Origin of the sequence: Nonomuraea sp. MTCD27 (genome assembly GCF_041950495.1) — a bacterium.
GTDB lineage: Bacteria > Actinomycetota > Actinomycetes > Streptosporangiales > Streptosporangiaceae > Nonomuraea.
Map to the genome: position 1 here is coordinate 312,168 of NZ_JBGNUW010000015.1, position 21,394 is coordinate 333,561.

At 71.2% G+C, this 21,394-nt stretch carries 17 protein-coding genes and 1 pseudogene; 11 read left to right on the top strand and 7 right to left on the bottom strand.

The features are described from left to right. Nucleotide 1: 1 nt before the first annotated feature. Nucleotides 2–619 carry a DedA family protein gene (locus ACBJ59_RS38635; RefSeq protein ID WP_375115098.1) on the bottom strand — a complete coding sequence of 206 codons (618 nt, stop codon included), beginning with the start codon at nucleotides 617–619 and terminating at the stop codon, nucleotides 2–4. Nucleotides 620–1,010: 391 nt separating this feature from the next. Between ACBJ59_RS38635 and ACBJ59_RS38640 the strand changes: the two genes are divergently transcribed. Both ACBJ59_RS38640 and ACBJ59_RS38645 read left to right on the top strand, forming a co-directional pair. Beyond that, nucleotides 1,011–2,219 carry a sensor histidine kinase gene (locus ACBJ59_RS38640; RefSeq protein ID WP_375115099.1) on the top strand — a complete coding sequence of 403 codons (1,209 nt, stop codon included), beginning with the start codon at nucleotides 1,011–1,013 and terminating at the stop codon, nucleotides 2,217–2,219. Next, on the top strand, nucleotides 2,212–3,183 hold the full coding sequence (locus ACBJ59_RS38645) for a hypothetical protein (protein WP_375115100.1): 972 nt from the start codon (nucleotides 2,212–2,214) through the stop codon (nucleotides 3,181–3,183). Before ACBJ59_RS38640 ends, ACBJ59_RS38645 begins: the two co-directional genes overlap by 8 nt. Here the strand turns inward: ACBJ59_RS38645 and ACBJ59_RS38650 are convergent. From ACBJ59_RS38650 to ACBJ59_RS38660, 3 genes are all read right to left on the bottom strand, one after another. After that, entirely contained in the window at nucleotides 3,091–3,732 is a 642-nt protein-coding gene (locus ACBJ59_RS38650; RefSeq protein WP_375115101.1) for a VC0807 family protein, read from the bottom strand. The genes ACBJ59_RS38645 and ACBJ59_RS38650 overlap by 93 nt on opposite strands. A gap of 213 nt (nucleotides 3,733–3,945) precedes the next feature. Then, nucleotides 3,946–4,599, bottom strand: a complete 654-nt coding sequence (gene leuE, locus ACBJ59_RS38655) for a leucine efflux protein LeuE (protein WP_375115102.1) — start codon at nucleotides 4,597–4,599, stop codon at nucleotides 3,946–3,948. Between the two features lie 49 nt (nucleotides 4,600–4,648). Further along, nucleotides 4,649–5,854, bottom strand: a complete 1,206-nt coding sequence (locus ACBJ59_RS38660) for a serine hydrolase domain-containing protein (protein WP_375115103.1) — start codon at nucleotides 5,852–5,854, stop codon at nucleotides 4,649–4,651. A 90-nt stretch (nucleotides 5,855–5,944) separates the two neighbouring features. Here ACBJ59_RS38660 and ACBJ59_RS38665 point away from each other — a divergent pair, with 90 nt between their 5' ends. Genes ACBJ59_RS38665 through ACBJ59_RS38675 form a run of 3 tightly spaced genes read left to right on the top strand, consistent with a single transcriptional unit; the run spans nucleotide 5,945 to nucleotide 8,824 of the window. Then, a complete protein-coding gene (locus tag ACBJ59_RS38665; RefSeq protein WP_375115104.1) occupies nucleotides 5,945–6,805 on the top strand; it encodes a TIGR03619 family F420-dependent LLM class oxidoreductase in 861 nt (286 codons plus the stop codon). A 31-nt stretch (nucleotides 6,806–6,836) separates the two neighbouring features. Next, nucleotides 6,837–8,228: a selenium-binding protein SBP56-related protein gene (locus ACBJ59_RS38670; RefSeq protein WP_375115105.1), complete on the top strand. Its 1,392-nt coding sequence runs from the start codon at nucleotides 6,837–6,839 to the stop codon at nucleotides 8,226–8,228. Beyond that, nucleotides 8,225–8,824: a hypothetical protein gene (locus tag ACBJ59_RS38675; protein WP_375115106.1), complete on the top strand. Its 600-nt coding sequence runs from the start codon at nucleotides 8,225–8,227 to the stop codon at nucleotides 8,822–8,824. The genes ACBJ59_RS38670 and ACBJ59_RS38675 overlap by 4 nt, the downstream gene beginning before the upstream one ends. A gap of 114 nt (nucleotides 8,825–8,938) precedes the next feature. Here ACBJ59_RS38675 and ACBJ59_RS38680 read toward each other — a convergent pair. Next, nucleotides 8,939–9,310 (bottom strand): annotated as a pseudogene (locus tag ACBJ59_RS38680) (Lrp/AsnC family transcriptional regulator); the annotation flags it as partial. A 94-nt stretch (nucleotides 9,311–9,404) separates the two neighbouring features. Here ACBJ59_RS38680 and ACBJ59_RS38685 point away from each other — a divergent pair. The 5 genes from ACBJ59_RS38685 to ACBJ59_RS38705 all read left to right on the top strand — a co-directional run bounded on the left by ACBJ59_RS38685 (nucleotide 9,405) and on the right by ACBJ59_RS38705 (nucleotide 17,367). Then, entirely contained in the window at nucleotides 9,405–10,097 is a 693-nt protein-coding gene (locus tag ACBJ59_RS38685; protein ID WP_375115107.1) for a nitroreductase family protein, read from the top strand. A gap of 72 nt (nucleotides 10,098–10,169) precedes the next feature. After that, a complete protein-coding gene (locus tag ACBJ59_RS38690; RefSeq protein WP_375115108.1) occupies nucleotides 10,170–11,996 on the top strand; it encodes a M14 family zinc carboxypeptidase in 1,827 nt (608 codons plus the stop codon). Between the two features lie 284 nt (nucleotides 11,997–12,280). After that, nucleotides 12,281–13,846, top strand: coding sequence for a chitinase (locus ACBJ59_RS38695; RefSeq protein ID WP_375115109.1), 1,566 nt, complete (start codon nucleotides 12,281–12,283; stop codon nucleotides 13,844–13,846). After that, the gene (locus ACBJ59_RS38700) at nucleotides 13,843–15,525 is read left to right on the top strand and encodes a carbohydrate-binding protein (protein ID WP_375115110.1); all 1,683 of its coding nucleotides are present in this window, start codon (nucleotides 13,843–13,845) and stop codon (nucleotides 15,523–15,525) included. Before ACBJ59_RS38695 ends, ACBJ59_RS38700 begins: the two co-directional genes overlap by 4 nt. 54 nt (nucleotides 15,526–15,579) lie before the next feature. Beyond that, a complete protein-coding gene (locus tag ACBJ59_RS38705) occupies nucleotides 15,580–17,367 on the top strand; it encodes a chitinase (protein WP_375115111.1) in 1,788 nt (595 codons plus the stop codon). Here the strand turns inward: ACBJ59_RS38705 and ACBJ59_RS38710 are convergent. Beyond that, nucleotides 17,360–18,937: a molybdopterin-dependent oxidoreductase gene (locus tag ACBJ59_RS38710; protein WP_375115112.1), complete on the bottom strand. Its 1,578-nt coding sequence runs from the start codon at nucleotides 18,935–18,937 to the stop codon at nucleotides 17,360–17,362. The genes ACBJ59_RS38705 and ACBJ59_RS38710 overlap by 8 nt on opposite strands. A 117-nt stretch (nucleotides 18,938–19,054) precedes the next feature. Here ACBJ59_RS38710 and ACBJ59_RS38715 point away from each other — a divergent pair, with 117 nt between their 5' ends. Further along, nucleotides 19,055–20,446 carry a hypothetical protein gene (locus ACBJ59_RS38715; RefSeq protein WP_375115113.1) on the top strand — a complete coding sequence of 464 codons (1,392 nt, stop codon included), beginning with the start codon at nucleotides 19,055–19,057 and terminating at the stop codon, nucleotides 20,444–20,446. Here ACBJ59_RS38715 and erm read toward each other — a convergent pair. Further along, the gene (erm, locus tag ACBJ59_RS38720; RefSeq protein WP_375115128.1) at nucleotides 20,435–21,181 is read right to left on the bottom strand and encodes an ErmE/ErmH/ErmO/ErmR family 23S rRNA (adenine(2058)-N(6))-methyltransferase; all 747 of its coding nucleotides are present in this window, start codon (nucleotides 21,179–21,181) and stop codon (nucleotides 20,435–20,437) included. The two genes, ACBJ59_RS38715 and erm, sit on opposite strands and share 12 nt — an antisense overlap. Nucleotides 21,182–21,394: the final 213 nt, after the last annotated feature.

The following is a 21,394-nucleotide window of genomic DNA, read 5'->3' on the forward strand; positions in this document are numbered from 1 at the left end:
GTCAAACGGACGTGTCCGCCGGAAGACGTTCTGAGGAAGCCTGGATGGCGCGCCGCTTCCGCAGCCATCGCACGACCTCCACGGCGGCGGTGATGGACAGCGCGATGCCCAGGCCGAGCAGCAGTCCCTTGATCGGGTCGTTCTCGAACGCCATCCCGCCGAAGAAGCCGATCAGCCCGGAGTACACCGCCCACGAGCCGGCCGCGATCGCGTCGAAGAAGGTGAACGAGCGCCGCGGATACCGGACCGCGCCCATGGTGAGCGTGGTCGCGGTCCGCCCGCCGGGGATGTACCTGGCCACGACCAGGACGAGCCCGCCCCGCTCGGCCAGGGCCTGCCGCGCCCAGACGAACGCCTTCTTCTCCCGCAGCCTCCCGCCCGACTTCTTGCCGATCAGGTAGGAGATGTGGTCCCCGGCGAACGCGCCGAGCGCCGCGACCACGATCACCAGCGCCAGGTTCGTCTCACCGGACGCGGCGAAGACCCCCGCCGTGATGACGGACGTCTCGGCGGGCACGACGGGGAAGAACCCGTCGAGCAGCGCGAGGGCGAAGATCGCGGCGTACAGCCACGGTGACGACATGGCCTGCTGGACCAGGTCGAGGATGGCGTGCGACATAAGAGAGAACTCCGATCGTCAGGGCACCCACACAGCGTCTCGGTGCGGGACGGCCGGGCACATCGGGGATGCCCCGGGTCGAACGCGGCCCTTTCCCTTACAGGGGTCAGGGCCGGTACCCCATGAAGGTAGAAACTCCGCAGGTCACGGCACATCGGACGATCGGCACGCGCTACCCCCTACTTTCGTCGGGGGCCTGCCCGCCACCTCCGGGTGACACCATCGATCAAACCGGTTTCCGCAGGCGGACACAGGAGTGGAGGTAGGCGCTTTCGGGGTGGGGTTAGCCCTACCGTGACGGGTGGCTCGTACTCCACCCTGACTTTCGTCAGGGGATACGCCTGACTTCGGACGGCACCCGCCCGCGAGCGCGGCGGATAACGTCGGTGCGGTGAAGCGTCTGCGCCCTCTCCGCCGGGAAAGCCGCCGCCAGGTGGTCTACGACCTGCTGCTCTGGGTCGTGCTCGGCATCTTCGTCGCCGCCATGGGGCCCGACCCGTTCCAGGATCCGGCCGGGTTCGGCATGGTGACGGCGCCCAGGGTGGGGCTCGCCGCGGTGGCCGTGCTCGTCGGCCGGCCCTGGCCGCTGGCCGCGCTGGTGCTGCTGCTGCCGCTGGGGCCGTGGCAGTTCAGCGAGGGGTTCGCGACCGTGGACCTGAGCTGGCTGCTGCCCCGGCGGAACGTGAAGATCTTCCCGCTGCTGGCGACGTCTCCGTTCATCATCTGGTACGCGTACCTGACCGGGCGGCGCATGGCCCGCGCGTGGCCGGCCCTGCTGGCCTTCTGCCTGATCTCGCTGGTCGGGGTGACCGTGGTGCTGAGGATGGGCGGTGACCTGGCTCTGTGGGTGTCCATGGTCACCGCGCTCGTCGGCACCTATCTCGTGCCCTACCTGTGCGGCGTGCTGCGCCGCAAGCTGCTGCAGCAGCGGCGGCAGACCAGGCTGTCGGCCGAGGCGCAGGCCAGGCTGCGCGAGCGGGCCAGGATCGCGCGGGACATGCACGACTCGCTCGGCCACGACCTGGCCCTGATCGCGGTCCGGGCCGCCGGTCTGGAACTGGCCCCCGGGCTGGCCCCGGCACAGGTCAAGGCGGCGGGGGAGCTGCGGATCGCGGCGGCGGACGCCACGGAGCGGCTGCGGCAGATCATCGGGCTGCTGCGCGAGGACGCCGACGCGGCGCCGCTGTCCCCCGTGGGGGAGGACGTGTCCGAGCTGGTCCGGCGGGCGACGGACTCGGGCATGTCGATCACGCTGGACCTGTCGCCGGGGCCGGTGCCCGGCCTGGCCCGCGCCGTGGTGCAGGAGGGCCTCACGAACGCCGCCAAGCACGCGCCGGGGGCCGCCGTCGAGGTGTCGGTCTCGCCGCTGCGCGTCCGCGTACGCAACGGGCCGGCCCGCTCCCGGCCCACGGGGCGGTCCGGCGGGCTGGGGCTGGCGGGCCTGCGCGAGCGCGTACGCCTGGCCGGTGGCACGCTCGCGGCGGGTCCGGTGGGCGACGGCTTCGAGCTGACCGTGACCCTCCCCCGCGAGGGGGAGGAGGATCCCCACCGGTCGGGAGGGAACCCGCCGCCGGACGAGCGACGCTCGGGACATGGCTGAACACACACCGGGCATCGGCCGCCGCACCGCCGCCGTCGTGGCGGTCGCCGCCATGCTGCCCTACCTCACGCTGAAGGTCCTCTGGCTGGCCGGCAGCCCGATCGGCGTGAGCGATCCGGACCTGATGAGCGATCCCGCGATGGCCGGGCTCAACGCGATGACCTTCGGCATGGACGCGGTGGGCCTGGTGCTGGCGACGGCCTTCACCATGAGCTGGGGCGCGCGGCTGCCCGCCTGGCTGGTGCTGCTGCCGCTGTGGGTGGGCACGGGCCTGCTGTCGGTGGTGGCGGTCAGCGCGCCGATCGTCGTGGCGGCCGCCGGGACGGCCGTCTTCGCCGGCGGCCCCATCGAGCCGTGGGTCTACCTGATGGTCTACGGCGGGTTCGTGGGGCAGGGCGCCGGTCTGATGACGGCCTTCGCCCTCTACGCCCGCGACCGCTGGCCGGCCGTCTTCACCACGGGTGTCTGCCACGCCTTCCCCAGCCCGACGAGGTCCCTGCAGGCGGTCGTCGCCTGGGGCGCGCTGCCGGTGGCCGCGGTGATCGGCGGGGTCAGGCTGTGGTGGGTGTTCGACGGGCCGGTCGCCGCCGCGGTGCAGAACGGGTTCAAGGGCCTGCTGGCGATCGGCGGTGCCGCCGCGCTCGTCGCGATCGTCGGGCGATGGGGCCGGGGGCCGTTCTGGCGCCCGCTGGTCCTGGCCTGGCTGGGCTCGGGCTCGCTGTTCGCGTGGGGCCTCTACGCCATGATCGTCAGGTCCGCGGGCGGGCCGCTCAGCGCGGGGACGGGCGGCGCGGCCGACTTCGTGGAGCTGTTCGGTCTGCTGGCCGGGCTCGTGATGGGGATGTGCGGGGCGTTCCTGCTGGCCGAGCGGTCAGGCGTGGGAGACGTGCAGCCGGTGCAGGAGCCGCTTGAAGGCGATGATCGAGAACGTGATCGCCGTGCCGCTTATCACGGCCACCGCTGAGGTGCGCAGCACCATGAACGCGCCCAGCGAGCCGGCCAGCGACTCGTAGACCGCCAGGAAGATGCTCAGCGTCGAGTTCATCAGCAGCACGAACGCCCACAACAGCGTGATCCTGGCGAAGAACCGGCGCACCCGCTCGTGCTTGAGCACCGCCGACGGCAGATGGATGTAGTCGAGCGTGAGCTTCTGCACGAGCGGCCTGTTCAGCCGGACGGAGGCGAGGAAGGCGATGCTGATGCAGATCGTGCCCATCTCCGGCTGGATGAAGAACCACATCCACGTGCCGGTCCAGAACGCCACGATCGCCCGGATGGTGATCGCGAACGCGGCCAGCCACATGGTGGCGGGCACCTTGACCCGCTTGACCAGCCGCCAGGCGACTCCTAGGTAGACCCAGGCGACGGTCAGGGCCAGCGCCCATTTGAAGCCGAGGATGACCATGGCCAGGTAGAACACGGCCAGTGGGGCCACGACGCCCTCGAGCAGCCGGGGAGTCGCCTGCCGGGCGAGCGCGGTGAGGCGTGGGAGGGTAACCGGAGAATGGTTCAAGGCTGCTCCGCAGATAGGCCGACGATCAGCGTCTACCCGGGCTTCGGGGGACCAGGCTTTCCGGATGGACCGCTCGGTGTCACCAGAGCGTCATCACCGTTGTCCCGGGAAGCACGCCGGTGGCCTACCGTACCCGAGGCGGGGTGGTGCGACTGCCTCTTTTGACTCGTTCCATCTGTCTCCACGAAAACAGTGCTGCCTTGAATGCGGCTTTCATCCGAGTGACGCGGTGGCAAGTTTCGCGCCAAACCCCAGGAAAACGGCACCGACGCCGGAGGTCAGGCCGGCGCTGAGCCTGCGGCGGCGGCGGAACTGCCCGGCCAGGAAAGAGCCCCCGAAGATCAGCGCGGTCAGGTAGAGGAAGCTGAAGAGCTGGATGACCGAGCCCAGGATGACGAACGACAACGCGGGGGTGGCGTAGCCGGGGTCCACGAACTGGACGAAGAACGAGACGAAGAAGAGGATCGCCTTCGGGTTCAGCAGGCTGATCGTCAGGGCCTTGCGGAACGGGCGGCCCTCCGCCCCGGGTACGGGCGCCTCGGCCGGTGCCGCCGTCTCGTCGGAGCGCCAGGCCTTCCAGGCGCCGCGGATCATCTGGAAGCCGATCCACGCCAGGTAGCCGGCGCCCGCGTACTTGACGATCGTGAACAGCAGCGGGTTGGAGCGCAGGAGGGAGGCGGCGCCGGCGGCGGCGAGGAACATCAGCACGGTGTCGCCGGCGAAGACGCCCGCGGCGGCCCGGTAGCCCCGGCGGACGCCGTTCCGGGCGGCGAAGGTGAGGACGTACAGGGAGTTCGGGCCGGGCAGGAGAATGATCAGGAAGGCGCCGACGACGTAGGCCCAGAAATCCTTGATACCGAAGAACATGCCGCTCGCTCCTGGGTGAGGACAGGTGACATATCACGGTATCGCGTGATTAATCCCCGGGGGCGTACCAGATCCCCCCGTAGGCCTGCCGGTAGCCGAGTGCCCGATATGTCGCGTCCACCAGGGCCTGGCCCCGCGGGTTGATGCCGAGCCCGGCGAACTGCTTGTTCATGGTGTAGCCGAACGCCAGCCGCGCCGCCGGATCGCAGAACCCGACCGACCCGCCCATCCCCACGTGCCCGAACGCGGTGTCCGACATGAGCGCGCCCTCGCTGTCGGGCTGCGGGAGATGCCGGTTGTCCACCGACTTCACGAAGCCCAGCGCGAAGTGCGTCGGCGCGAGCAGCACCGCGTCGGTCCCCGCCGAGGCGGTCTGCGCCATGAGGGCCAGGTGCTCCCGGCTCACCAGGTCGCCGCCGCCCAGCGACAGCGGCCGGTACATGCCCGCCAGCCCCCGCGCGTTCGTGATCGCCCCGACGGCCCCGATCTCGGCGGCGTGCGCGGCCCGGCTGTCCGACTCGCCGAGCGCCATGTACCCGCCCTCGTGGGCCAGCACCAGCGCGGACATCGAGGAGGGATCGCTGAACGCCTTGAGGTAGAACGACGGCGGCGCCTCCGGCGGATCCGCCGGAATCGTCGGCGCGACTCTGCTTTCTCGTTCCTCCGGTAGCAGCCCGATCCAGAAGGCCAGCCCGAGCGGCTCGGCCACCTCCTCGCGGAAGAACGTGCCGAGCGAGCGCCCGCTCACCCGCCGCACGACCTCCCCGACCAGGAAGCCGAACGTCAGCGCGTGGTAGCCGTGCCTGCTCCCCGGCTCCCAGAACGGCTCCTGCTCGGCCAGCCGCCCGGCCATCAGCTTCCAGTCGTAGAACGCGCCCGGCGGCAGCGGCTCGCGCAGCGCGGGCAGCCCGGCCTGGTGTGCCAGCAGGTGCCGCACCAGCGTGCCGCCCTTGCCGCAGGCGCCGTACTCGGGCCAGTAGCGGATGACCGGCGCGTCCAGGTCGAGGTCGCCGCGCGCGGCCAGCATGTGGGCGCAGAGCGAGGTCGCGCCCTTGGTGCACGACCAGACGTGCCCGATCGTGTCGTCCGCCCAGGGAACGCCGGGCGCTGCCTGCCCGCCCCACAGGTCGACGGCCACCTCACCGCCGACGATCACGCACACCGACGCCCCCACCTCCCCACGCTGGGCGAGATTGGCCTCGAACTCCTCCGCCACCTGGGAGAACCGGGGATCGCAAGTGCCGTGCACGGTCATTTCCCGAATGCATCACGAAAGAGGCCGCCTGTAAACCGATGACTTTCCGGCCCACTCAGGGTCGGATACGAAGACAGGAAGGAGCTGGACATGGACTTCGGAATCGGCCTCCCGACGTCGGGACGGCACGCCGACCCGGAACAGATCGTGCGGATGGCGCAGGACGCCGAGCGCGCGGGGCTCGGGGCGGTATGGACCTACGAACGGCTGCTGCGGCCCGCCCAGCCGTGGATGCTGGGGCTGGACCAGCCCGTGCCGCTGCCCGACCACAGCGGCTCCGTCTACGACCCGCTCGAGACGCTGGCGTACGTCGCGGGCAGGACCAGCACCATCCGCCTCGGTACGAGCGTCGTCGACGCCCTGTTCCACAACCCGGTCGTGCTCGCCAAGCGGCTGGCCACCCTCGACCGGCTCAGCGGCGGCCGGGCCATGATCGGGCTGGGGCAGGGCTGGATGGCGCAGGAGTTCGAGGCGGCCGGCGTGCCCGCCAAGCGGCGCGGGGCCGGCTTCGAGGAGCACCTCCAGGCCATGCGGGCATGCTGGGGCCCCGACCCGGTGAGCTTCTCCGGCCGCTTCTACTCGATACCCGAGGCGGAGATCGGCCCCAAGCCGTCGGGGCTGACCCTGCTGGCGGGCGTGGCGGCGCCGGCGGCGATCGAGCGGGCGGTCGCGCTCGGGCTGGGGCTGTCCGTGGTGGTGTTCGCCTGGGACCAGCTCAGGCAGACCGTCGAGGCGTACGGCAAGGGCCCCGGCCCGCTCGTGCTCCAGGTGAACGGCCCGATCACGGACCGGCCCCTGGACGAGCGCATGCCCCTGACCGGCTCGCCCGAGCAGGTGGCCGAGGACCTGGCACAGGCGCGGGCGCTCGGCGCCGACCACGTGTTCTGGCAGCCGTTCGAGACCGACGCGGAGGAGCTGATCGGCCGCATCCAGGAGATCATTACCTATTGACCGTGTAGGGAATCGGTCTATATCTGGAGAGATGACTCTCTGGACTCCCGACCCCACGTTCTACCCCTCCCCGAGGGACGCCGCCGCCGCTCCGGAAGAGAAACTCGCCTACGTCGCCGCGTTCGACCGGGCCGCCGCCCGGCCGGACGCGCTGGCCGTCATCGACACCGACCAGTCCTCGCCCGGCTACGGCACGGTCGCGGGCTGGACCGACCTGCCCAACACCGGTGACGAGCTGCACCACTTCGGCTGGAACGCCTGCAGCAGCGCCCTGTGCCCGAACGCGCCCCACCCGCACGTCGAGCGCCGCTACCTCGTCGTGCCGGGGCTGCGCTCCTCGCGCATCCACATCTACGACACCAAGGACCGGATCAGCCCCGAGCTGGTCAAGGTCATCGAACCGGAGACGCTGGCCCGGCGCGCCGGCTACTCGCGCCCGCACACCGTCCACTGCGGCCCCGAGGGGCTGTACGTCTCCGCCCTCGGGGGCGCCGACGGCCAGGACGGGCCGGGCGGCATCGCGGTGCTCGACCACACCTCCTTCGACGTGGTCGGGCAGTGGGAGCTGGACCGCGGGCCGCAGTACCTGGCCTACGACTTCTGGTGGCACATCAACCAGGACGTGCTGATCTCCTCGGAGTGGGGCACACCGTCGATGATCGAGGACGGGATCGTCGGGGAGCTGCTGCTCGGCCGCAAATACGGCCACAAGCTGCACTTCTGGGACCTGCGCAAGCGGGCGCACCTGCAGGAGGTGGACCTGGGCGACGAGCACCAGATGCCGCTGGAGCTGCGCCCCGCCCACGACCCGACCCGCCTGTACGGCTTCGTCGGCGTGGCCATCAGCGTCGAGGACCTGTCGGCGTCCGTCTGGCTCTGGTTCCACGAGGACGGCCGGTGGCAGGCGCGCAAGGTCATCTCCATCCCCGCCGAACCGGCCGACGCCGACCGCCTGCCGCCGCTCCTGCGGCCGTTCGGCGCGGTGCCGCCGCTGGTGACCGACATCGCGCTGTCGGTGGACGACCAGCGCCTGTACGTGTCGTGCTGGGGGACCGGGGAGCTCAAGCAGTACGACGTGTCGGACCCGTACAAGCCGGTGGAGCTGGGCTCCCTGCGGGCGGGCGGCATCGCGCGCCAGGCCACGCACCCGGCCCAGCCCGGGCTCCCGCTGCGCGGCGGGCCGCAGATGGTCGAGGTCAGCCGCGACGGCCGCCGCGTCTACCTGACCAACTCCCTGTACGGCGCCTGGGACGACCAGTTCTACCCGGACGGGGTGGGCGCCTGGATGGCCAGGATCGACACGGAGTCGTTCACCTTCGACCCCCGCTTCTTCCCGCACGGGGACGACTTCCGCGGCCTGCGCCCCCACCAGGTGCGCCTGCAGGGCGGTGACGCCTCCTCCGACTCCTACTGCTACCCGTGACCCTCGCCGCGGTGCTCCTGCTCGGCGCCTTCCACGGCCTCAACCCCGCCATGGGCTGGCTCTTCGCCGTGGCCCGCGGCCTGCAGGAGCGCAGCCTGGACCGGCTCCTGCAGTCGATCCCCATGATCGCCCTGGGCCACCTCGCCTCGGTGGCCCTGGTGGCGCTCGTGGTCGCCGCGACCGGCTCCCTGGTCACCGGCACGGTGCTGTCGGTCGGCGGCGGGCTGGTGCTGGTGGGCTTCGGTTTGTGGCGGCTGCTGTCGCGCCGGCACTTCCGGTGGGTGGGGATGCGGCTGTCGTTGTGGCAGCTGGCCGGCTGGTCGTTCCTGATGTCGTCGGCGCACGGGGCCGGGCTGATGCTGCTGCCGGTCTTCACCGGTCTGCGGGCCGAGGGTCACGCGGGCCACGCCGCCTCCGGCGGCCTGGGCGTGGCGGCCCTCCACACGCTGGCCATGTTCGTGGTGGCCGGGGGGATCGCTGTGATCGTCTACAAGGTGGCCGGGCTGACGGTGCTCCGGCGCGCCTGGTTCAACGTGGACCGCATGTGGGCGGCGGCCCTGGTGGCTGCGGGGATCATCACGCTGGTCCAGGTCTGACCGGCCGCCGGTCGCTTCCCTGGCGGCCAGCGGGAGCACCCGGTGCGGCACCACGGTCGACAGCGTGATGACGGTCGTGCTGCGCCGCACCCCCGGGATCGTCAGCATGGCGTCGATGACCTGCTGGATGTGCTCGTGGTCGCGCCCCGCGATCCGGCACCACACGTCGCCGGGCCCCGTCACGATGTACGCCTCCAGCAGCTCGGGGATGGACTCCAGGGTCCTGGAGATGTGCTCGCGGGCCGCCTGCTCGACCTCCAGCGTGGTGAACGCCTGCACGGGGTGGCCGAGGGCGGCGGGGGACAGGTCCGGGCCGAAGCCGGTGATCACGCCGTCAGCGGTCATGCGGTCCAGCCGGGCCTGTACGGTCCCGCGCGCCACCCCCAGCAACCGGGCGAACTCCAGCAGGCCGCTGCGCGGGCGCTCGGCGACCAGGCGGAGGACGCGGAGGTCGAGATCGTCGAGGCCACGCCGGCGTGCTGGCATATCCGTCTCCAGAAGTCCGCTTCGACTGTCGAATAGGCAGCACGCGAAGGAAGCTGTTGTCAGATTCGCCACCCGTGCCGAGACTTCGGATCTTATGGAGCACCAGTATCCCCACGTTCGCTACACGCCGGAGCGCTACGAGCCAGAGGAGATGGTCAGGCGCGGCGAGGAGTTCCACCGGCTGGTGGACCGGCGGCGCAGCGTGCGGGCGTTCAGCCCCGAGCCGGTGCCGTACCGGTGCGTCGAGCTGGCCGTGCGCGCCGCCAACACCGCGCCGTCGGGGGCGCACCAGCAGCCGTGGAAGTTCGTGGCGATCGGCGACCCGCAGACGAAGCGGCGCGTGCGCGAGGCGGCCGAGGCGGAGGAGCGGCAGAACTACGAGGGCGGCCGGCTGCCGCCCGAGTGGCGCTCGGCGCTGGAGCCGATCGGGACCACCTCGGACAAGGGCTACCTGGAGGTGGCGCCGTGGCTGGTGGTGTGCTTCGCCGAGAAGTACGGCCCGACCCCCGGCGGCGGGAAGGTCCGGCACTACTACGTCAACGAGAGCGTCGGCATCGCCTGCGGCCTGTTCATCACGGCGCTGCACGTGATGGGCCTGTGCACGCTCACCCACACGCCGAACCCGATGGCCTTCCTGAGCGAGATCTGCCGGCGCCCGCCCAACGAGCGGCCCTACATCCTGTTCCCCGTCGGTTACGCGGCCGAGGGTGCCGAAGTGCCCGACCTGATCCGGAAACCCCTCCGGGAAGCCCTTGTCACCATGTCCGGAAATTTGGGCCTTTCCTAGGGCAACCAACGTCATCACTCTTCGTTCAGGCGCCGGTTGACAACCCGAGCCCGAGCGCCTGGGGAGGACGACGTGAAACGCCGTTTTGTCATCCTGCTGGCAGCCCTCAGCCTGATCAGCCTGACCGGCATGACCGGGGCGGGCGCCTTCGCGGAACCGCCACCGAACAAGCAGTATCGCGTGGCGGGCCCGGCGGACGCGCAGCAGCGCAGTGCGGTGGCGGCGACCGGAGCCGCCATCGAGGAGGTGGCCACGGACTCGGTCCTGGTTACGGCCACGGAGGCCGAGGTGTCCGCGATCAAGCGGCTCGGCTACCGGGTGTCGGAGGTGCCGCGCCCGACACCCCCGTCCGTCGACGCGTTTGACTTCCCGCCGGCGGACTCGGGATATCACAACTACGCCGAGATGACCGCCAACATCAACGCCCTGGTCGCGGCCCGGCCGAACATCGTCAGCCAGACGACGTACGGCACGTCGTACGAGGGCAGGCAGTTACGCCTGATCAAGATCAGCGACAACGTGGGCACGGACGAGAACGAGCCCGAGGTCCTGTTCACCGCGCACCAGCACGCCCGCGAGCACCTCACAGTCGAGATGGCGCTGTACATCATGCACCTGCTCGCCGACAACTACGGCACCGACTCCCGGATCACCAATCTGGTGAACACCAGAGAGATCTGGATCATGCCGGACATGAACCCGGACGGCGGCGAATACGACATCGCCACCGGCTCCTACCGCTCCTGGCGCAAGAACCGCCAGCCGAACTCCGGCTCCTCGGCCGTCGGCACCGACATGAACCGCAACTGGGCCTACAACTGGGGCTGCTGCGGCGGCTCCTCCGGCACGACGTCCAGCGAGACCTACCGCGGCGCGAGCGCGGAGTCGGCCCCCGAGGTCAGGGCGGCCGCCAACTGGGTACGCAGCCGCGTGGTCGGCGGGGTCCAGCAGATCAGGTCGCACATCGACTGGCACACCTACAGCGAGCTGATCCTGTGGCCCTACGGCTACACCTTCAACGACACCGCGCCCGGCCTGACCCAGGACGACCGCGACGCGCACGCCACCCTCGGCCAGAACATGGCCTCGACCAACGGCTACACCCCCGAGCAGGCCAGCGACCTCTACATCACCGACGGGACCATCGACGACTGGATGTGGGGCGTCTACAAGATCTTCAGCTTCACGTTCGAGATGTACCCGACCGGCTCCAGCCCCGGCTTCTACCCGCCGGACGAGCAGATCGGCCCGCAGACCACCCGCAACAGGGAGGCGGTGCTGCGCTTCCTCGAGTACTCGGACTGCGTCTACCGCATCATCGGCAAGGAGGCCCAGTACTGCGGGACCGGCAACCCGCCGGTGACCGTCTACTCCGACACGTTCGAGACGGCCACGGGCTGGACGGTCAACCCGGGCGGCACCGACACCGCCACCCTCGGCCAGTGGGAGCGCGGTGACCCCGAGGCCACCACCTCCAGCGGCGCCAAGCAGCTCGGCACCGCGGTCAGCGGCACGAACGACCTGGTCACGGGCCGGCTGGCGGGCTCGTCGGCGGGCGCGTACGACGTCGACGGCGGCGTCACCTCGATCCAGTCGCCACCGATCACGCTCCCCACGACGGGCGCGCTGAACCTGTCCTTCTCCTGGTATCTGGCGCACGGCTCGAACGCCTCCAGCGCCGACTACTTCCGCGTCCGCGTGGTCGGCAGCACGACCACCACGGTGCTCAACCAGGCCGGCGCGGCCTCGAACCGCAACGGCGCCTGGGCCACGGCCACGGCGAGCCTGAACGCGTTCGCGGGCCAGACCGTCCGCATCCTCGTCGACACGGCCGACGCCTCGGGGGCCTCCCTGGTGGAGGCGGGCGTGGACGACGTCCGGATCACCCAGCAACCGTAGACCGGCGCCGCCGCTCCGCCGCACGGGATTCCGATCCTGTGCGGCGGAGTCGTGTTTTGGGTCTTGTAAGCATCCGGTGTCAAAGCTACGATCGCGACAACTCTTAGGAAACTTTCCTAAAAGTAATCTTCAATCGGACAAAGCCTGACAGCCTCTGCAAGGTTAACCCGCGCCGACACCCCCCAAGGCCCGTGTTTCACCTCCGCGGGCCGTGCCGTACGGCTTGCGCTCTCACCCCCCGGTGCAAGCCGTACGGCACGCAACACCCCCCGAAGGACGAACCCGTGAGATTACGCGCGATCCTCCTGGCGCTCGCGACCGTCGTACTCAGCCTCCAGGCCCTGCCCGCCCACGCCGCCACCGCCACCGCGACCTTCGTCAAGGTCGCCGACTGGGGCTCCGGCTTCGAGGGCAAGGTCACCGTCACCAACGGCACCACCACCGCCATGTCCGGCTGGAACGTCCAGTTCGACGTCCCCACCGGCTTCACCATCCCCTCCGCCTGGGACGCCGTCATGGCGCGGAACGGGCAGCACTACACGTTCACCCCGCCGAGCTGGGCCTCCCCGCTGGCACCCGGCGCCAGCGCGAGCTTCGGCTTCAACGGCAGCCCCGGCAACTTCCCAGGAATCACCGGCTGCACCCTGAACGGCGCCTCCTGCGGGGGCGGCACGAACCCCGGCGTCCCCGGGCGGCCCGGCACCGCGACCGCGTCCGTCACCAACTCGAGCATCGCGCTGAGCTGGGGCGCCTCCAGCGGCACGGTGACCGGCTACCGCGTCTACGAAGGCAGTGCTGTCAAGGCCGCGGTCACGGCCACCACGGCCACGATCTCCGGGCTCGGCACCTGCGAGACGCACACCTACACCGTCAAGGCGTACAACGCCCAGGGCGAGTCCCCGGGCCAGGACGTCACCGCCACCACCTCCGGGTGCACCGGCGGGGGAGGGACGCTGCCCCGGCACTTCCTCACCGGCTACTGGCACAACTTCGTCAACCCCGCCGTGGAGCTCAAGCTGTCGGCGGTGCCGAACGAGTACGACCTGGTCGCGATCGCGTTCGGCGAGGCCACGGCCACCGCGGGCGAGGTCGTCTTCGCGGTCGACCCGGGCCTGGCCACGGCCGTGGGCGGCTACACCGACGCCCAGTTCAGGGCCGACGTGCAGGCCCTGCACCAGCGCGGCAAGAAGGTGATCCTGTCCGTCGGCGGCGAGGCCGGCCGGGTGCAGGTCGCGAGCGCCGCCGCGGCGACGAGGTTCGCCGACTCGGTGTACGCGCTGATGCAGAGCTACGGCTTCGACGGCGTGGACATCGACCTGGAGAACGGCCTCAACGCCACCTACATGGCCCAGGCGCTGCGGTCGCTGCGGGCCAAGGCCGGCTCCGGGCTGATCATCACCATGGCCCCGCAGACCATCGACATGCAGTCGACCGGGATGGAGTATTTCAAGCTCGCCCTGTCCATCAAGGACATCCTCACGGTCGTCCACACGCAGTTCTACAACTCCGGCTCCATGCTCGGCTGCGACCAGGCCCAGGCGTACGCGCAGGGCTCGGTCAACTTCATGACCGCGCTGGCCTGCATCCAGCTGGAGAACGGCCTGCGTTCCGACCAGGTGGCCCTGGGCCTGCCGGCCGGACCGGGCGCCGCCGGCGGCGGCATCGTCGCCCCCTCCCTCGTCAACCAGGCACTCGACTGCCTGGCCAAGCGCACCGGCTGCGGGACCTTCGTGCCACCGCGCGCCTACCCGGACATCAGGGGCGCGATGACCTGGTCCATCAACTGGGACGCGAGCAACAACTGGTCGTTCTCCAAGACCGTCAAGCCCCACCTCCAGGGAATGCCATGAGACTTCGCAGCAGACTCACCGCCTTGGCGACCGGCCTGGTCCTCGCGCTGACCGGCGCCGGGCTCGCGACCGGCGCGCCCGCGGCGTACGGAGCGGTGCAGCAACTGGCCGCCGCCTGGGCCCCGTGGACCGCGTACGCCACCGGCGCGGTCGTCACCTACAACGGCGTCGACTACGTGTGCCTGCAGGCGCACACCTCCCAGCCCGGCTGGGAGCCGCCCAACGTGCCCGCGCTCTGGAAGGCCGGCTCGGGCGGCGGCACCGACACCGCGGCGCCGTCCGTGCCCGGCAATCTCCGCTCGACCGGCGTCACCTCCAGCAGCGTCTCCCTGGCCTGGAACGCCTCCACCGACAACGTGGGCGTCACCGGCTACAACGTCTACCGCGGCGGCACCCTGGTGACCACCGTGACCGGCACGACCTACACCGACACCGGCCGCGCCGCGAGCACCAGCTACACCTACACGGTCCGGGCCCGCGACGCCGCCGGGAACCTGTCCGGCGTCAGCAACTCCGTCACCGCCACCACCTCGGGCGGTACCGGCGCGCCCGGCCAGCCGGGCGCGGTGACCACCTCGGTCACGAACTCCAGCATCGCGCTGAGCTGGGGCGCCTCCAGCGGCACGGTGACCGGCTACCGCGTGTACGAGGGCGCGACGCAGCGGGCCCAGGTGACCGGCACCAGCGCCACCATCTCGGGGCTCGGCGCGTGCACGACGCACACGTACACGGTGCGGGCGTACAACTCGGCGGGCGAGTCGGCCGGCCGGGACGCCACCGCCACCACGACCGGCTGCGGCAACCCCACCAAGATGCCCGGCGCCCCCTACCTCTACATGGGCTGGGGCAACCCGCCGAACCCGGGCACGGTCATGGACGCGACCGGCGTGCGGTCGTTCACGATGGCGTTCATCCTGTCCAGCGGCGGCTGCACCCCGGCCTGGGACGGCAACCGCCCGCTGACCGGCGGCGCCGACCAGCAGGCGATCAACACGATCAAGTCGAAGGGCGGCAGCGTCCAGATCTCCTTCGGCGGCTGGTCCGGCAACAAGCTCGGCCCCAACTGCGCCACGCCGCAGGCGTTCGCGGGCGCGGTGCAGCAGGTCATCAACGCCGTCGGCCCGGCCGTCGTGGACTTCGACATCGAGAACACCGACGAGTTCGAGAACTACACCGTCCAGGACCGCATCCTGAACGGGCTCAAGATCGTCAAGCAGAACAACCCGAACGTCAAGATCGTCGTCACCTTCGGCACCTCCAGGACCGGCCCGAACAGCCACGGCATCCGGCTGATCAACCAGGCGAGGGCGCTGGCCGTGCCGATCGACAACTTCACGATCATGCCGTTCGACTTCGGCAGCGCCAACATCTACCAGGACACCGTCAACGCCTCCGAGGGCCTGAAGAACGCGCTGAAGAGCGCGTACGGCTGGACAGACGCCCAGGCGTACGCGCACATGGGCATCTCGGGCATGAACGGCCTGTCCGACCAGCAGGAGCTGACCACGCCGGCCACCTGGACCCAGATCCGCGACTGGGCGAACTCCAGGGGGCTGACCAGGCTGGCCTACTGGGCCGTCAACCGTGACCGCCCCTGCCCCGGCGGCGGCGTGACCTCGAACTGCAGCGGCATCGCCCAGGCCGACTGGGAGTTCACCCGCATCACCGCCGGATTCTGACCCGCCCAGCGGCCCGCCCTCCGGGAGGGCGGGCCGCAGTGAGGAACGCCCCCCATGAGAATCCGAGCGGTCCTGCTCGCCGCCGCGCTGATCGCCCTGCATGCCACCCCGGCCTCGGCCGCGAACCTCCTGGCCAATTCCGGCTTCGAATCCGGCCTGAGCGGCTGGACGTGCCCCTCCGGGGCGCAGGCCGTGTCGTCCCCGGTGCACGGGGGCACGCGGGCGCTCCAGGCGACCCCGCAGGGCAGCGACCTCGCCCGCTGCCGGCAGGTCGTCACGGTCAGGCCGAGCACGACCTACCAGCTCTCCGCCTGGGTGCAGGGCGGTTACGTCTTCCTCGGCGCGACCGGCACCGGCGGCACCGACCCGCAGACCTGGGGCTCCCCGGGCGCGTCATGGACCCAGCTCAGGACGTCGTTCACCACCGGCGCCGCCACCACCTCCGTGACGATCCACCTCAACGGCTGGTACGGCCAGGGCGCCTACCTGGCCGACGACGTGGTGCTCGACGGCCCCGGCGGCACCCCCGACACCCAGGCCCCGACCGTGCCCGGCAACCTGTCCGCCGGCGGCGCCACCTCCTCCTCGCTGGCCCTGACCTGGTCGGCCGCGACCGACGACGTCGGCGTCACCCGCTACGAGGTCTCGCGTGACGGCGGCGCCCCGGTGGCCGTCACGGGCACGAGTCACCAGGCCACCGGCCTGACGGCGGCCACCACGTACCGCTTCCGGGTCCGCGCCTGTGACGCCGCGGGCAACTGCTCGGCCTACGGCCCCGAGGCGAGCGGCACCACGACGAGCGGCGGCGGGGGAGGCGGGCTGCCGAAGCGGGTGCTGGTGGGCTACCTGCACGCGTCGTTCGCCAACGGCTCTGGATATGTCCGGATGAGCGAGGTGCCCAACGAGTGGGACGTCATCAACCTCGCCTTCGGCGAGCCCACCTCGGTCACCTCGGGCGACATCCGGTTCCGCCAGTGCCCGGCCGCCGAGTGCCCCAACGTCGAGCCCGAGGCGGACTTCGTCGCCGCCATCCGCGCCAAGCAGGCACAGGGCAAGAAGGTGCTGATCTCGATCGGCGGCCAGAACGGCCAGGTGCAGCTCACGACCGCGGCGGCGCGCGACAAGTTCGTCGAGTCGGTCGCCGCGATCATCGACCGGTACGGCCTGGACGGCCTCGACATCGACTTCGAGGGCCACTCCCTCCACCTCGACCCCGGCGACACGAACCTGGCCGCCCCCACCACCCCGGTCGTCGTCAACCTCATCTCGGCGCTCAAGTCGCTCAAGAGCCGCTACGGGGCCAGGTTCACGCTGACCATGGCCCCCGAGACGTTCTTCGTCCAGCTCGGCTACCAGTTCTACGGCCCGGGGCCGAACGGCGCGGCCGACAGCAGGAGCGCCTCCTACCTGCCCGTCATCCACGCCATGCGCGACGACCTGACCCTGCTCCACGTGCAGGACTACAACTCGGGGCCGATCAAGGGCCTCGACGACCAGTACCACACGATGGGCGGGCACGACTTCCACGTGGCCATGACGGACATGCTGCTGGCCGGCTTCCCGATCATGGGCAACGCGGGGAACGTGTTCCCGCCGCTGCGCCAGGACCAGGTGGCCATCGGGCTGCCCGCCTCGCCCAACGCGGGCAACGGGTTCACGACCGTCGCGGAGGTGCAGAAGGCGTTCGACTGCCTGGCCAAGGGGACCAACTGCGGGACGTACCGGCCGCGCGGGGTCTACCCGAACCTGCGCGGCCTGATGACCTGGTCGATCAACTGGGACAGGTACAACGGGCACGAGTTCTCCCGGAGCCACCGGGCCTACCTCAACGGGCTCAGCTGAACCGGACGAGCTGGGTGGGCTTGACCGGCAGGCCCAGTCCCGGCGGCCGGTAGGTGGGCAGCGCCTCGCCGTACTCGTGCATCCAGGCGTGGTCCACCAGCAGCCGCATCCGCCCGGCCTGGCGGGCGCCGTCCGGCTCGGCCGGGCCGGTGCCCCCGGCCAGCCGGTTCACGGCGTCCGCCACCAGGTCGGGGTCGGGCGGCGACAGGTCACAGTGCTCGTCGGGCCCGATGAGCAGGTCCACGTCGGGCGGCAGCGGGTAGATCGGGCGCGGCAGGGCCAGCACGCGCGGCGGCGGCGCCATCGGCCAGCCGTCGCGCACCGCCTCCAGCAGCACCGAGCGCGTCGACCTGCGCGCGAACAGTCCGTCCGCCAGGGCCCAGCTCAGCGCGCCCACGTCCGAACGGTCCTCGCCGCAGGCGTGCAGGCACAGGTACGGCACCAGCGGGATCCCCGCCCCGCCCGCCTGCGCCCACCCGCCGCCGCACCCGGTCAGCACCAGCAGGGCCAGCATCGCCCGGTAGGCGGTGTCGGCGTGCGGGGTCTCCAGCCGCCCCGGCACGATCACGCACCGCCCGCCGGTCTTCTCGGCGGTCACCCCCAGCTCCCGCGCCGTCTTCAGCGCCCGCGACGCGGCCACCCCCGTGTACGCCTCCTGCCAGGCGGGCGTGTACGGCTCGCCCCGGTCCTCGTATCCCGACGGCCAGACCCCCGGCAGCCCGGGCCGCGCCACCCCGTAGACGGCCAGCAGCAGGTCGAACACGGTCGTCAGCAGCTCGTCGCCGTCGCGCAGCACGGGCACGCCGCGCCGCAGCACCCCGGTGCCGTCGTCGAAGCGCGGCAGGAGCACCTCCACCGACTCCCCGCCGTACACGCTGAGCCGCCCGCACGCCCCGTCCACCAGCCCGCCGGGCACGTACGCCGCCTCGCGCGGCCGCAGCCGCACCAGGAAGGGCAGGTCCGTGCGCTCCATGGCATGCCCGTCGAACGGCGTGCGGTCCAGGAAGAACTCCTTGAGCAGCACGTGCCCCATGGCCATGGCCAGCGCGCCGTCCGTGCCCGGCCGGACCACCAGCGTCTCGTCCGACAGCCGCGTCGGATGCGTGCCGATCGCGACCACCTTCTGCCCCTTGTACCGCCCGGCGATCACCCAGGGCGTGTCCGCCGTGCGGACGAGCCGGTTGTTCTCCCCCCACAGCAGCACGTACGCCGCCCGCGCCCAGTCGTCGGCCCCCGGACCGGCGAAGCAGGGCCCCAGCACCTGCTCGGGCGCGCACGGATGCTCGGTCAGCACCGCGCCCCCGAGCCCGCCGACCACCCGCGCCAGCGGCGAGGTGGCCAGCGCCGCCACCCGCTCGGCCCCGTGCTGGGTGGCGGTGTGCACGATGGCCGCCGCCGCCAGCTCCGCCGCCGTCCCGTCGTCCAGCGGCACCCGGCGCTCGCCCCGGGCGAGGCGATATTGCTGTGAGTTCCCTGTGAGTTTCGCCCAGGCCGCGACCGGGTCGCGCAACCCATCTCTCACCTCGAAGTAGAGCCTGACCAGTGCCTGGTTGACCTGCGATCCCCCCATGGAAAAAGTTCAACACAGACGGTGATGTCGTATCGGGATACGTGTCGGCATGTCGGGGATAAGAATTGGAAGCCCAGGTGGCAGCCGCCTCGATGTTGCGGCAGGCTAGAGGCCGCCATGGATTACGCAGTTCTCACGGGGATCGTCCTCGTCGCCGGTGTCGTGCTCGCTCTCGTCGCTCAATGGCGCGATTGGCGACCTCCTCTGATCGTCGCCATCCTCGTGGGTGTCGCCGTACGCGTGCTGATCATGTACACGTCGGCGATCGACACGTGGCAGCCCGTCGACTTCGTCGAGAGCTTCAAGCCCGCGGGCGAGGCCATCCTGCGGGGTGAGGACCCCGTGCTGGCCAGCGAGGGCGGCTGGCACTTCCTGCCGACCATCCCCTACGTCTACGGCATCCTGCTGTGGCTCGGCATCCCGTGGGAATACGCGGGGCGCCTGGTGACCGTGGTCGCCGACATCGTGCTCATCCCGCTGGTGGCCAAGCTGGCCGGCGGCCCCAAGGCGTCGCTGCGCGCCCTGCAGTACGCGCTCAACCCGCTCGCCGTGCTCATCGCCTGCGTCCATGGTCAGGTGGAGCCCGTCGCGCTGGTGTTCGGCGTGGCCGCGTTCGTGGTGGCGCGCGGCCCCGGCGACCCCGACCGGCCCGGTCTGGTCACCGACGTGGTGGGCAAATTCCGCAGGGGCGTCGCGGCCTACGGCGTGCGCGCCTCCATCCCGCGCGTGATCGGCCGTGGCGGCATGCTGCACCGGGCCCTGCTGCCCGGCCCCGGCGACTCGGCCGACCTCAGGCGCGGCGCGCTGACGGGGCTGCTCATGGGCCTGGCGCTGTGCGCGAAGAGCTGGCCGATCTGGCTGATCCCCGGCATGCTGCTGCTCCTGCCCAACCTGCGCTCCCGGGTGGCCGCGCTGTTCACCACCGGGCTGGTGCCGATCTTCTTCCTGGTGACGCTGCCGATCTTCGCGGGCACCTCGCTCGACCAGATCCCCGCGGTCATCCACACCATCCAGGACATCCGGCCCATCGTCGGCGAATACGGCTGGACTCCGTGGTTCACCGGCGGCGACTGGGCCCTGCGTCCCGACCTGGCCTCGTTCGGCACCAACCTCATCTACGTCAGCGTCATCGCCGTCATCCTCTACTGGCGGCGCGCCGACCCGATCGACATGACCACGGCGATCCTGCTCGTCTTCATGGTCATGACGCCCCGGCTCGGCGCCCAATACCTGCTGTGGTTCATGCCGTTCCTGGTCGCCCGGCCCACCCGGTTCGCCTGGCCGGCCATCCTGGCCGCCTCCTTCTGGGCGGGCTACGGCTACCTCTACATGACGCAGTTCGACGTCAACACGTGGTGGTTGCAACATTCGTACTGGTCGCGGGCGTCGATCGTGCTGCTGCCGATCCTCGCGCTGGCCATGCCGTGGGGCCGCCGCATCGCGACGGCCCCGCCCCTGGCCCGCACCGGCGGCCTGTCGGCGCCGACCAGGGTCAAGTCACCGGCATAGGCGCCCCCACAACGTGACCCACTGGTCCGGGTGCACGTGGCCCACGACGGTGTCGCGGGCCACGCCCGCCGCCGCCAGCGCGGCGTCCACGCCGTCGTAACGGGCCTTCAGCGACGCCCGCACCGACCCGCCCACCCCGCCGAAGCCCAGCTCGACCAGCTCCTGGTAGGAGCGGCGGTCGGGCACGAGCGGCGCCGGCCGGCGCTCCAGGCGCAGGATCGCCGAGTCGACGGACGGCACGGGACGGAAGCTCTCCCGGCCGATCGTGTCGCCCAGCCGCCAGCCGAACCACGGCCACGACTCCACCGTGACCAGGCTCCACCGGCCGTAGTCGCCGGAGCGCTTGCGGGCGTACTCCCGCTGCGTGAGCAGCGTCGCCGAGGTCAGGGCCGGCGCCCGCAGGCACCAGTCCACGATCTTCGACGTGACCGAGTAGGGGATGTTCCCCACGACCGCGAACGGCTCGCGCGGCGCCCGCGCGGCCGTGAAGTCGCCCCTGACGACGTCGATGCGGGGATCGTCGCGCGTGCGCGAGGCCAGCCGCCCGGCCAGCCGGGGGTCGATCTCGTAGCCGACGACCGTCGCGCCGGCCTCGGCCAGCGCCAGGGTGAGCGCGCCCTCTCCCGCGCCGGGCTCCAGCACGAGCCCCTCGGGAGCGGCGGCCTTGACCACCAGTGCGACGGCATGCCGGTCGACCAGGAAATTCTGCGACAGCTCACGCCGCGCCCGATCCACGGGCGTCCGGCCGCCGCCGCTGTTCCTGGCCTTCTTCTGGGTGTGTGAATAGTTTCCGTGCGCGAAATTCTGCGCCACAGCACTGCCCTTCCGGGTCCTCGAGATTGATCGGTCTCGAAGGGCCCTGGGCGCGCCTGCGGACGCTCAGCCTCAGGTCATCGCGTCCGCTGACGGGCCAGAGCCCGGCTGCGGCGGATGCGGATGAAAACCTGG

Bases quoted from the DNA above. Each gene is read 5' to 3' on its own strand.
- ACBJ59_RS38635 (WP_375115098.1), bottom strand. From the start codon at position 619: ATGTCGCACGCCATCCTCGACCTGGTCCAGCAGGCCATGTCGTCACCG.
- ACBJ59_RS38645 (WP_375115100.1), top strand. From the start codon at position 2,212: ATGGCTGAACACACACCGGGCATCGGCCGCCGCACCGCCGCCGTCGTG.
- leuE (WP_375115102.1), bottom strand. From the start codon at position 4,599: ATGTTCTTCGGTATCAAGGATTTCTGGGCCTACGTCGTCGGCGCCTTC.
- ACBJ59_RS38660 (WP_375115103.1), bottom strand. From the start codon at position 5,854: ATGACCGTGCACGGCACTTGCGATCCCCGGTTCTCCCAGGTGGCGGAG.
- ACBJ59_RS38665 (WP_375115104.1), top strand. From the start codon at position 5,945: ATGGACTTCGGAATCGGCCTCCCGACGTCGGGACGGCACGCCGACCCG.
- ACBJ59_RS38670 (WP_375115105.1), top strand. From the start codon at position 6,837: ATGACTCTCTGGACTCCCGACCCCACGTTCTACCCCTCCCCGAGGGAC.
- ACBJ59_RS38685 (WP_375115107.1), top strand. From the start codon at position 9,405: ATGGAGCACCAGTATCCCCACGTTCGCTACACGCCGGAGCGCTACGAG.
- ACBJ59_RS38700 (WP_375115110.1), top strand. From the start codon at position 13,843: ATGAGACTTCGCAGCAGACTCACCGCCTTGGCGACCGGCCTGGTCCTC.
- ACBJ59_RS38705 (WP_375115111.1), top strand. From the start codon at position 15,580: ATGAGAATCCGAGCGGTCCTGCTCGCCGCCGCGCTGATCGCCCTGCAT.
- ACBJ59_RS38710 (WP_375115112.1), bottom strand. From the start codon at position 18,937: ATGGGGGGATCGCAGGTCAACCAGGCACTGGTCAGGCTCTACTTCGAG.
- ACBJ59_RS38715 (WP_375115113.1), top strand. From the start codon at position 19,055: ATGGATTACGCAGTTCTCACGGGGATCGTCCTCGTCGCCGGTGTCGTG.